Genomic DNA, 11,247 nt, shown 5'->3' with positions numbered 1-11,247 from the left:
GCCCCACGCCCCCCGGCCCCCGGGCGGACCTGTTCGAGCACACCCTGCGCAGCGTGCTGCAGGGGCTGCTGGGCGCGCGGGGCACGGAGGTCACCAGCCCTCGGTGAGCACCCGCCCGAGCGCGTCGGCGAAGAAGTCGGCGCCCTCGGCGTCCAGGCACAGCGGGGGTTTCACCTTCAGCACGTTGCCGTGCTCCCCGGTGCGCTGCAGGACGACGCCCAGGCGCAGCAGCCGGTCGCAGACCGCGGCCGCGGCCGCCGCGGCGGGAGCGCGGGTCCCCGGGTCCTCGACGAGGTCGACGCCGATGTAGAGGCCGCTGCCGTGCACGGCGCCGACGAGGGGGTGCTCGGCCGCCAGCTCCAGCAGCCGAGCGCGCAGGTGCCCGCCCACGGTGCGGGCGTTCTCCTGCAGGCCCTCCTCGGCGATGACGTCGAGGACGGCGGAACCGACCGCGCACGAGAGCGGGCTGCCGCCGCTGGAGGAGAAGAAGTACCCCTGGCTGCGGTAGCGCTCGGCGACGTGGCGGGAGGTCGCGACGATGCCGAGGGGGAACCCGTTGCCGACGGCCTTGGCGACGGCGACGACGTCGGGCACGACGCCCTGCTGCTCGAACCCCCAGAAGAACTCCCCGAGCCGGCCGTAGCCGACCTGCACCTCGTCGGCGACGGCCAGGCCGCCGGCGGCGCGCACGGCGGCGTACACCTGCGCCAGGTAGCCGTCCGGCAGCCGCACCCCTCCGGCGTTGCCGTAGAACGTCTCGGCGATGAAGGCCGCCGGCGGGCGCCCCTGCGCGGCCAGCGCGGCGATGCGCGCAGTGGCCTCCGGGCCGTAGCGCCACGCCTCGCCGTCGCGGTGGCGCCCCCGGTAGGAGTTCGGCGCGTCGACGGTGTGGACCCAGTCGGGGCGCGTCCGCAGGGCGGCGGGGTTGTCGGCGGTGGAGGTGGAGACCGCGTCGCTGGCCAGCGTCCAGCCGTGGTAGGCCTCCAGCACCGAGACGACGTCGCGGCGGCCGGTGGCGGCCATGGCCACCCGCAGCGCCAGGTCGACGGCCTCGGACCCGGAGTTCACCAGGAAGACGGTGTCCAGCGGCGCCGGCAGCAGGTCCGCGATCCGCTCGGCGAACTCCACGAGCGCGCCGTAGTGGAAGCGGGAGTTGGTGTTCAGCCGGCGCAGCTGGGCGCTCGCCGCCTCGGTGACGCGCGGGTGCGCGTGCCCCACCGCGGTGACGTTGTTCACCACGTCCAGGTAACAGCGGCCGGTGGTGTCCAGCAGGTGGTGGCGCCAGCCGCGCTCGATGCGGGGCGGCGCCTCGTAGTAGTGCTCCTGGACGGTGGCGAACACGGCGTCCCGGCGGGCCAGCAGCTCCCCGGGGTCGGCGAAGAGCGCCGCCGGGTCGGGTGCCGCGGGCGCTCCCAGCAGCGGCGCCGGGTCGTGGGCCAGGGAGAGCCAGCCCAGGGCCAGCTCGGGGCGCACGAACAGCGGGAAACCCTCGGGCGCGCCCGGGGACAGCAGCTGGACGTCGACGCGCGCCCCGGCGCGGGCGGTGCCGAGCGGTTCGCCGGCCGCCACCTCCCCGTCCGCCACCTCCCCGTCCGCCACCTCCCCGGCCGGCGCGCCGGCCGGGTCGAGGCCGTGCAGCACCAGCGTGCCCCGCGCCGAGCGCAGTTCCAGCACGCCCGGGCGCAGCAGCCGCCGGCCGGGCCACGGTGCGCGCAGCGCGACGTCGCGGCTCGGCCACCAGGAGGTGCCGGTGGGCACCGTCGCGGTGCTGGTGGCGGACAGCGACCGCGCGCGCTCCACGCGCGGCACGCCGAAGGGGGCGAGCGCGCCGGCGCCGGTGGCGAGCACCCGCTGCGCGGCGCGCTCGAGGAGGGCGGGGCCCTCCTGCCAGGCGCCCTCGTCGGCCAGCGGGGAGGTCACCGACGGGTCCAGCACCTGCATCGGGCCCTGCGGGGAGGCCGCGCGCCCGCCGGGGTGGACGCCTCGCGCGGGCACGCCGAGCGCGGCGCGCAGCGCACCGGTGACGACGTCCAGGGGTTTGGAGTCGGCGACCTCGAAGATGCGCCACTCGCGCTCCAGGGCCGCGGCGGCGTAGCCGTTGGCGCCGGACCCGGCGGCGTCGACGGCGACCTGCTGCTCACCGCTCACCACGAGGACCGCGCCGCGCAGCACGACCAGCGGCCACAGGGCGTCCAGCTCCTCGGGCGACAGCGGCCGCCGCTCGTGGAAGGCGCGCACGGCCGGCAGGACGTCGGCGGGTTCGGCGCCGGGGTGGTGCAACACCGACGACAGCGTGACGGCGAGCTCGGCGACGGCCCAGGAGGTGGTGACGTCGCCGAAGTCCAGGACCCCGCCCGCCAGGGTGGAACCAGCCTCCTGCGCGGTGAGGTTGTCGTCGGTGAGGTCGAAGTGCCCGGCCTGCAGGGGCAACCGGTCGGCCACGCGCTGGACCCGCTCCCACGCCGCCGACGCGGCGTGGGAGCGGGTCCCACTGCAGGACGCGCTCGGCGCCGGGGTGCTCGAAGGGGGCCAGGGCGAGGCTGACCGCGGCGGCCACCTCGCCGAAGCGGGCGACGGCCCGCGGGCGCAGGTGCCCGGCGTGCACGAGGGTCCCGTGCGGCAGGAACTCCAGCACCCGCACCACGAGCGGGCCCTGGCTGGTGGGCAGGACGGCGCGCAGGCGCCGGCCGCCGCGCTCCAGCAGCCGGGAGACGGCCAGGTCGGGGTTCGCGGCGGCGACGGCGTCGGCCGCGGCGTCCTGCGCCTGCGCCTCCAGCAGGCCGAAGGCGGGGTTGGCCAGCTTCACGACCGCAACGGGGCGGGGACCACCCGGTTCGCGGGCGAGGAAGTTCTGGTCCTGCTGGCTGCCCAGGGCCTGCAGCTCCACGCGCCAGCCGAAGTGCTCGGCCACCAGTTCCTCGACCTCCGCCGGCGGGACCGTCGGGGCCGGCAGCTCGCCGGCGGTGAAGAAGTCGAAGGTGCGCGGTGCCGTGTCCACACCGCGGACGCTAGGTGGGCGGCCACCCCCCGTCAACGACCGCCCCGGCGGCGCCCGGGACGTGGCGGTGCGGGCCCGGAACCTCCCCCGGCGGAGGCGGATAGTGCTACTTTCGGATAGTGAAGGTATCCGAAGTGGCGCAGCGGGCGGGCGTCCCCCTGTCCGCCGTGAAGTACTACCAGCGCGAGGGGCTGCTGCCCGCCGGCGCCAGGAGCGCGCCGAACCAGGTCGCCTACGGCGAGGAGCACGTGCGCCGCGTCCGGCTGGTCCGGGCGCTGCTGGAGACCGGTGGCCTCTCGGTCGCCGCGACGAAGGACGTCATCGCCGCCCTGGACGCCGAGGCGGCGCCGCTGGCGCGCACGTTCCAGGTCGCGCAGCACGCGATGGGCGCCCGGCGCGTCCAGGAGTCCGCGCCGAGCGGCGCCGCGCGCGCCCGCGTCGAGGCGCTGGCCGCCGCGCGGGGCTGGTGCGTCACGAGCGACAACCCCGGGTTCGAGGCGGCCGCCCGCGCCCTCGACGGGTTGCGCTCCATCGGCTTCGACCCGCCTCAGGAGTACCTGGACGCGTACGCGGCCGCCGCGGGCACCGCCGCCGCGGCCGACCTGCAGGCGCTCTCCGGGCGCGGCGAGCGGGACGCCGTCGCGGAGCTCATGGTCGTCGGGACCGTCCTCGGCGACCCGCTGTTCGCCGGCCTGCGCCGGCTCGCGCAGCAGGACGCCACCCGCGACGCCTTCCCCGCCCCCGCCCGGGGAGGGCGGCGGTGAGCGCCGGCACGCACGTCGTCCTCGGCGGCGGCGGCGTCGTCGGCCGGGAGACCGTCCGTGCCCTGCTCGCGCGCGGCCACCGGACCACCTCCGTCGGCCGGCGACCCTCCACCGTCGACGGGGTGCGCTCCGTGGTCGCCGACCTCCTCGTGGGCGCCGACGTCGCCCGCGCGCTGGAGGGGGCCGAGGTCGCCTACCTGGTGGCGGGGCTGCCGTACTCCTCCCGCACCTGGGCCGCGCAGTGGCCGGTGATCGTGCGGAACACCGCCGAGGCCGCGCTCGCGCAGGGCACCCACCTGGTGCACCTGGACAACGTGTACGCCTACGGGCGGGTGGACGGCCCGATGACGGAGGACGCGCCGATCGCCCCGAGCAGCAGGAAGGGCCGCGTGCGCGCGGCGGCGCTGGACGTCCTCGGCGCGGCGGCCGCCCGCGGGCTCGCCGTGACGATCGGGCGCAGCTCCGACTTCTACGGCCCCGGCGCGTCGACGAGCGCGTTCAACACCTTCGTCCTCGACAGGGTCGCCGCCGGCAGGAGGGGCACCTGGCTGCTGGACGCCGACCAGCCGCACTCGCTGACGTACACCCCCGACGTCGGAGAGGCCCTCGTCGTGCTGGGCACCGCTCCAGAGGCCCGGGGCCGCACCTGGCACCTGCCCACCGCCCCGGCGCTCACCGGCCGCGCCTACGTCCAGCTCGCCGCGGGCCCCGGCGCCCCGACCGCCGTCATGAGCCCGGCGACCCTGCGCCTGGGGGCCCTGTTCAGCACCGCCGCCCGCGAGACCCTGGAGATGGGCTACCAGTACACCGCCCCGCACGTGCTGGACTCCACGGCGTTCGAGACGGCCTTCGGCACCGCGCCGACCCCGGTGGCCGAGGGCGTCGCCGCGGCGCTGGCGGCGGCGCGGGCGCGGCGGGAGAGCTGACACGGGCGGACGGCTGTGTGATGCTGTCGTGGGCTGGCCGGGTCGATGAGAGGAAGATCGACCCGGTCCGGCTCCCGATCAGCGCGGGGCCGGGCCGCCCCGGCAGGCCCCGGGGCCGCCGGGCCCGCTCACTTCAGCCCGGCCTCCGCCGCCTGGACCGCGGCGAACTCCTCCTCGGGGGCGCTGGCCACGAGGTGGTGGCGCGAGTGGAACCAGAAGTAGGCCAGGAACGCGACGAACACGCCCGCGGTGATCCCCGCCGCCAGCTCGTCCACGAAGAACGTCGCGACGACGGCCGTCGCGGACAGGACGAGCGCGACGCCCGTGGTGACCACCCCGCCGGGGGTGCGGTAGGGGCGCTCCAGGTCCGGCTCCCTGCGGCGCAGCACGATGTGGGAGAGGTTCATCAGGACGTAGGACACCGTGGCACCGAAGACCGCGATGTTGATGAGCAGCGCGCCGTCCTGGGTGATCGCGGCCAGCGCGAAGCCGATGGTGGCGGGGACGACGAGCGCCACGTACGGGGTCTTGCGCCGGCCCGTCACCGACATCCAGCGCGGCAGGTACCCGGCGCGGGAGAGCGCGAACAGCTGCCGCGAGTACGCGTAGACGATGGAGAAGAAGCTGGCCACCAGGCCGGCCAGACCCACCCAGTTCACGACGGTCGCCAGCGGGGTGTCCCCGCCGTAGGCGATGCGCACCGCCTCCGGCAGCGGGTTGCCCGAGTCCTGCATCGCCGAGGAGCCCGCACCGCCGGGGGCCAGCAGCAGCACCGTCGCGCCGAACACCAGCAGGACGAGCATCGCCGCGATGATGCCGCGCGGCATGTCGCGGCGGGGGTCGCGCGCCTCCTCGGCCGCCAGCGGGACGCCCTCGACGGCGAGGAAGAACCAGATCCCGTAGACGAAGGCGGCCAGGACGCCCGCGTAGCCGAAGGGCAGGAACGAGGAGGACCCCGCGGAGCCGTCCGGGGCGATGTCGAAGAGGTTGGACCACTGGAAGTGCCCGACCATCCCCACCGCCCAGGCCACCAGCGCGACCACCGCCAGGGCGGTGATGCCGAAGATGACCTTCATCGCCTCGCCCACCCCCCACAGGTGGACGCCGACGAACACCAGGTAGCTGGCCAGGTAGATGGGCCACGGGTTCGCGTCCGTCATGAAGCCCAGCGCCTGGACGTAGCCGCCGATGAACGTGGCGATGGCGGCCGGTGCGATGGCGTACTCGATGAGGATGGCGATGCCGGTGGCGTAGCCGCCCAGCGGGCCGAGGGCGCGGCGGGCGAACCCGTAGCCCGCGCCCGCCACGGGCAGCGACGACGACATCTCCGCGAGGCCGAACACCATGCACGTGTACATGACGCCCATGAGCGCGAACGCGATGAGCAGTCCGCCCCAGCCACCCTCGGCGAGGCCGAGGTTCCAGCCGGAGAAGTCGCCGGAGATGACGTAGGCGACCCCGAGGCCGGCGAGCAGCACCCAGCCCGCGGCGCCGCTCTTGAGCTGGCGCTGCTCGAGGTAGTCGGTGGAGACGTCGTCGTAGCCGACGCGGGACGAGTGGGGGTTGCGCTGCGCGCTCATGCCGACCTCCGAGGCCAGGTGGTGCCCGAGGTGGAGCTCGTGGATCACCGCTGATCCGCTTCGGGACGCGCGCCGAGCATGCCCGGCGGCGGCGGTGGCGTCAACGGTCTTGACAGCCGTCCGGCCGGGGACTTCGATGCTCGGAATGGTCCGTGCGCGGACCATTCGGCTGCTCCGGAACCGCTGACCCGAGGAGGCCCCCGTGGGGCGCACCAGCACCGAGGCGACCCTCGCCGCGCCCCTGCAGCTGCAGGACCTGCGCCACGACATCGCCGCCGGCCGGGTCGACACCGTCCTCGTGGCGATGACCGACATGCAGGGCCGCCTGCAGGGCAAGCGCGTCACCGGGCGGTTCTTCCTCGACGAGGTCCTCGAGCACGGCACCGAGGGGTGCAACTACCTGCTCGGGGTCGACGTCGAGATGAACACCGTCGACGGCTACGAGATCACCTCCTGGTCGCGCGGCTACGGCGACTTCCTGCTGCGCCCCGACCTCGGCACGCTGCGCCGCATCCCCTGGCACCCGGCCACCGCGATGGTGCTGTGCGACGTGCTGCAGCTCGACGGGGAGCCGGTGCGCCCCTCCCCGCGCCAGGTGCTGCTGGCCCAGCTGGAGCGCCTGGAGGAGCACGGCCTGCGCCCGCTGGTCGCCACCGAGCTGGAGTTCAACCTGCTGCGCGTCACCTACGAGGAGGCGCAGGCCGGCGGCTACCGCGACCTGCGCCCCGCGAGCACCTACAACATCGACTACTCGCTGCTGGGCACGGGCCGCGTCGAGCCGGTGCTGCGCCGGATCCGCAACGAGATGGACGGCGCCGGCCTCTACACCGAGTCCGCCAAGGGCGAGTGCAACCTGGGCCAGCACGAGATCGGCTTCCGCTACGCCGACGCCCTGACCACCTGCGACCAGCACTCCGTCTTCAAGCTGGGCGCCAAGGAGATCGCGGCGCAGGAGGGCATGTCCGTCACGTTCATGGCGAAGCTGGACCAGCGGGAGGGCAACTCCTGCCACATCCACCTCAGCCTCACCGACCTGGGCGGCTCCCCGGTGTTCGCCGACGGCGACGGGAGCGCGATGGCACCGGTGATGCGCTCCTTCCTCGCCGGGCAGCTCGCCGCGCTGCGGGAGCTGACGCTGCTGCTGGCGCCGAACGTCAACAGCTACAAGCGCTTCGCCGACGGCTCCTTCGCCCCGACCGCGGTGGCGTGGGGGTACGACAACCGCTCCTGCGCGCTGCGGGTGGTCGGCCACGGCCCCTCGCTGCGCATGGAGAACCGCGTCCCCGGCGGCGACGCGAACCCCTACCTGGCCGTCTCGGCGCTGCTCGCGGCCGGCCTGCACGGCATCGAGGAGGGGCTGGAGCTGGAGGAGGCGACCACCGGGAACGCCTACACCGGCGGCGCCGAGCGGGTGCCGACCACCCTGCTCGCCGCGGCGGAGCTGTTCGCCGGCTCGGCGATCGCCCGGCGGGCCTTCGGCGACGACGTCGTCGACCACTACGCGCGCGCGGCGCACGTGGAGCTGGAGGCCTTCCAGGCCGCCGTCACCGACTGGGAGCGTGCCCGTGGCTTCGAACGCCTCTGAGGAGCGCAGGCCGCTCATCGGCCTGACGACCTACCTCGAACCCAGCCGGCACGGCGACTGGGACGTCGTCTCCGCGCTGCTGCCCGCCGCGTACGTCGACGGCGTGCGCGCCGCGGGCGGGCGCCCCGTGCTGCTGCCGCCGAGCGGGCCGCAGGGCCCCGGCTGGTCCGACGCCGAGGTGTCCGACCTCGACGCCCTCGTCCTCACCGGCGGCGGCGACGTCGACCCCGCCCGCTACGGGCAGGCGCCGCTGGCGAGCACCGGGTCGCCGAACCCGGCGCGCGACCACCACGAGATCTCGCTGGTGCGCTCCGCGCTGCGCCTGGGCCTGCCGGTGCTGGGCATCTGCCGCGGGGCGCAGCTGCTCAACGTCGCGCTCGGCGGCACCCTGCACCAGCACCTGCCCGACGTGCTGGACGGGCGCCGGCACCAGGCCTCGACCGCCACGTTCGCCAGGACGCAGGTGCGCACGGAACCCGGCTCGCGGGTGCGCGAGCTGCTCGGCGCGGAGGTCGCCGTGCACTGCTACCACCACCAGGCCGTGGACCGCCTCGCGGAGGACCTGCGCGTCGCGGCCCGCGCGGCCGACGGCACCGTGGAGGCGGTCGAGGCCGCCGACCCCGCGGCGGGGTTCCTGCTGGGGGTGCAGTGGCACCCCGAGCAGGACGCGGCCGACCGCCGGCTGTTCGCGGCGGTGGTCGCCGCGGCCCGCGAGGCGTCGGCGGCGGTGTCGCGGTGAGGCCCGTGCGCGAGGACGCCGCGAGCGCGCAGGACGCGCGCGGGGGCGGCACCCACGACGTCGTCGACCCCTCCACCGGGGCGGCGTTCACCACCGTGGCGATGGCCGGCACCGAGGAGACCGACGCCGCCGTCGAGCGCGCCGCCGCGGCCTCCCCCGCCTGGCGCGACGTCGCCCCCGCCGACCGCGCGCGGCTGCTGCGCCGCTTCGCCGCGGCGGTCGACGCCGACCTGGACCACCTCGCGGACCTGGAGGTGCGCGAGGCCGGTCACACCAGCGGCGGCGCCCGCTGGGAGGCGGGCAACGCCCGCGACGTGCTGGAGTACTCCGCCGGCGCGGTGGAGCGCCACCTCGGCGACCAGATCCCCGTCGCCGGCGGCATCGACGTCACCTTCCACGAGCCGATCGGCGTGGTCGGCGTCATCACGCCGTGGAACTTCCCGATGCCCATCGCGGCCTGGAGCACGGGCCCGGCGCTGGCGGCCGGGAACACCGTGGTCCTCAAACCCGCGGAGCTGACACCGCTGACCTCGCTGCGGCTCGCGGAGCTGGCCCTGGAGGCGGGCATCCCCGAGGGGGTCCTGCAGGTGCTGCCCGGTCGCGGCGACGTGGTGGGGCAGCGGCTCGTCGAGCACCCGGCCGTGCGCAAGCTCGTCTTCACCGGCTCCACCGCCGTCGGGCGCAGCGTCATGGCCGGGGCCGCCCGGCACGTCAAGCGCGTCACCCTCGAGCTCGGCGGCAAGAGCGCGAACATCGTCTTCGCCGACTCCGACCTGGAGCGCGCCGCGGCGACGGCGCCCGACGGGGTCTTCGACAACGCCGGCCAGGACTGCTGCGCCCGCTCCCGGATCCTGGTGCAGCGCAGCGTCCACGACCGCTTCCTCGAACTGCTCGAACCGGCCGTGCGGGCCGTGCGGGTGGCCGACCCGCGCTCCCCCGGCGCGCAGATGGGCCCGCTGATCTCCGCGGCCCAGCGCGAGCGGGTCGCGGGCTTCCTGTCCGAGGACGCCCTCGGCGCCAGCGCGAGCGTGGCGTTCACCGGCACCGCACCGCAGGGACCGGGGTTCTGGTTCCGGCCGACGGTCGTGCTGGCACCGGACCCGCGCGTGCGCGTGGCCACCGAGGAGGTCTTCGGGCCCGTCGTCACCGTGACGCCCTTCGACGACGAGGCCGACGCCGTCCGCATCGCCAACGCCTCCCGCTACGGGCTCTCGGGCTCCATCTGGACCAGGGACCTCGGCCGGGCGCTGCGGGTCAGCCGCGCCGTGGAGGCGGGGAACCTGTCGGTGAACTCCCACTCCTCCGTGCGCTACAGCACCCCCTTCGGCGGGGTGAAGGAGTCCGGCCTCGGCCGGGAGCTGGGCCCGCACGCGCTGGACGCCTTCAGCGACGTCAAGAACGTCTTCATCTCCACCACCTGACCCCGTCCCGCGAGGACACGTCCCACGAGAGGCCGCACCGTGACGAGCGCCAGCACGCAGGAAGCCCCCACCTCCCGCCGCCTGCCCGGCCGGGTGGCCGTCGTCACCGGCGGGGGCAGCGGCATCGGCCTGGCCACCGTCCGCAGGCTCGCCTCCGAGGGCGCCCGCGTCGTCGTCGCCGACGTCGACGAGGCCGCCGGCAAGGCCGCCGCCGAGGAGGTCGACGGCCTCTTCGTGGGCACGGACGTCACCGACGCCGTGCAGGTGGAGGAGCTGTTCGCCACCGCGCACCGCACCTTCGGCTCCGTCGACATCGCCTTCAACAACGCCGGGATCTCCCCGCCCGAGGACGACTCCATCCTCACCACCGGCCTGGAGGCGTGGCGGCGGGTGCAGGAGGTGAACCTGACCTCGGTCTACCTGTGCTGCAAGGCCGCCCTGCCGTACATGCGCGCCCAGGGACGCGGCTCCATCGTCAACACGGCCTCGTTCGTGGCGGTGCTCGGCTCGGCGACCTCGCAGATCTCCTACACCGCCTCCAAGGGCGGCGTGCTGGCGCTCAGCCGCGAGCTGGGGGTGCAGTTCGCGCGCGAGGGCGTCCGGGTCAACGCGCTCTGCCCCGGGCCGGTCAACACGCCGCTGCTGCGGGAGCTGTTCGCCACCGACCCCGAGCGCGCCGCGCGGCGGCTCGTCCACGTCCCCGTGGGCCGCTTCGCCGAACCCGAGGAGCTGGCCGCGGCCGTGGCGTTCCTGGCCAGCGACGACGCCTCGTTCATCACCGCGTCCACGTTCCTCGTCGACGGCGGGATCTCCAGCGCCTACGTGACACCGCTGTGACAGCGGCCGCGCGGCCGTGAGGGAGCCCGGTGCCCCGCCGGGGGCGGCGGAGGCCGCGGCGGGGGCGGCGGGGGCCGAGCCCGTGGTGCTGCGCCCGCTGCGCACCGGCAACGCGTTCGAGGAGACCGTGGAGCGGCTGCTGCAGACGATCCGCCTGGGCCTCGTCCCGCCGGGGCAGCGGCTGCCGGCCGAGCGCGACCTCGCGCTGCGGCTCGGCGTCTCCCGCTCCACGCTGCGGGAGGCGCTCGCGGCCCTGCACGCGGCCGGCTGGGTGGAGGTCCGGCGCGGGCGCAGCGGCGGCACGTTCGTGCGCGAGGCCGCACCGCTGCCCGGGGCGGGGCCACCGCCCTCGCGGGCCGAGGTCGAGGACGTCCTGACCCTGCGCTGGGTGGTGGAG

9 protein-coding genes are annotated in these 11,247 nt (G+C 75.8%); 7 read left to right on the top strand and 2 right to left on the bottom strand.

Translation table 11 applies throughout. From position 1 onward, the window contains the following. Positions 1-90 precede the first annotated feature (90 nt). Positions 91-2,442, bottom strand: coding sequence for an aminotransferase (locus GTQ99_RS13325; protein ID WP_420814563.1), 2,352 nt, complete (start codon positions 2,440-2,442; stop codon positions 91-93). Positions 2,443-3,117: 675 nt separating this feature from the next. On the opposite strand from GTQ99_RS13325, the gene GTQ99_RS26925 reads away from it, so the two are divergent. Both GTQ99_RS26925 and GTQ99_RS13315 read left to right on the top strand, forming a co-directional pair. Continuing rightward, positions 3,118-3,762 (top strand): MerR family transcriptional regulator, encoded by a 645-nt coding sequence (locus GTQ99_RS26925; protein WP_166616220.1) that lies wholly within the window; start codon positions 3,118-3,120, stop codon positions 3,760-3,762. Next, positions 3,759-4,688 (top strand): NAD-dependent epimerase/dehydratase family protein, encoded by a 930-nt coding sequence (locus GTQ99_RS13315; protein WP_166616219.1) that lies wholly within the window; start codon positions 3,759-3,761, stop codon positions 4,686-4,688. The genes GTQ99_RS26925 and GTQ99_RS13315 overlap by 4 nt, the downstream gene beginning before the upstream one ends. A 128-nt stretch (positions 4,689-4,816) precedes the next feature. On the opposite strand, the gene eat is transcribed toward GTQ99_RS13315, so the two are convergent. Continuing rightward, positions 4,817-6,268, bottom strand: a complete 1,452-nt coding sequence (gene eat, locus GTQ99_RS13310) for an ethanolamine permease (protein ID WP_166616222.1) — start codon at positions 6,266-6,268, stop codon at positions 4,817-4,819. A gap of 202 nt (positions 6,269-6,470) precedes the next feature. Between eat and GTQ99_RS13305 the strand changes: the two genes are divergently transcribed. From GTQ99_RS13305 to GTQ99_RS25175, 5 genes are all read left to right on the top strand, one after another. After that, positions 6,471-7,853, top strand: coding sequence for a glutamine synthetase family protein (locus GTQ99_RS13305; protein WP_338074971.1), 1,383 nt, complete (start codon positions 6,471-6,473; stop codon positions 7,851-7,853). Then, a complete protein-coding gene (locus GTQ99_RS13300) occupies positions 7,834-8,592 on the top strand; it encodes a gamma-glutamyl-gamma-aminobutyrate hydrolase family protein (protein ID WP_166616218.1) in 759 nt (252 codons plus the stop codon). The genes GTQ99_RS13305 and GTQ99_RS13300 overlap by 20 nt, the downstream gene beginning before the upstream one ends. A gap of 5 nt (positions 8,593-8,597) precedes the next feature. Further along, positions 8,598-10,013: an aldehyde dehydrogenase family protein gene (locus GTQ99_RS13295; protein ID WP_166616217.1), complete on the top strand. Its 1,416-nt coding sequence runs from the start codon at positions 8,598-8,600 to the stop codon at positions 10,011-10,013. A gap of 39 nt (positions 10,014-10,052) precedes the next feature. Then, a complete protein-coding gene (locus GTQ99_RS13290) occupies positions 10,053-10,850 on the top strand; it encodes a 3-oxoacyl-ACP reductase (RefSeq protein ID WP_166616216.1) in 798 nt (265 codons plus the stop codon). Positions 10,851-10,866: 16 nt separating this feature from the next. Then, positions 10,867-11,247 (top strand): FadR/GntR family transcriptional regulator (locus tag GTQ99_RS25175; protein ID WP_338074970.1); only part of this gene is annotated, 381 nt, incomplete at its 3' end.

This window comes from Kineococcus vitellinus (assembly GCF_009906315.1).
Taxonomy (GTDB): domain Bacteria; phylum Actinomycetota; class Actinomycetes; order Actinomycetales; family Kineococcaceae; genus Kineococcus; species Kineococcus vitellinus.
Note: the sequence above shows the minus strand (reverse complement) of the source record. Positions and strands in the feature narration are given on the sequence as shown.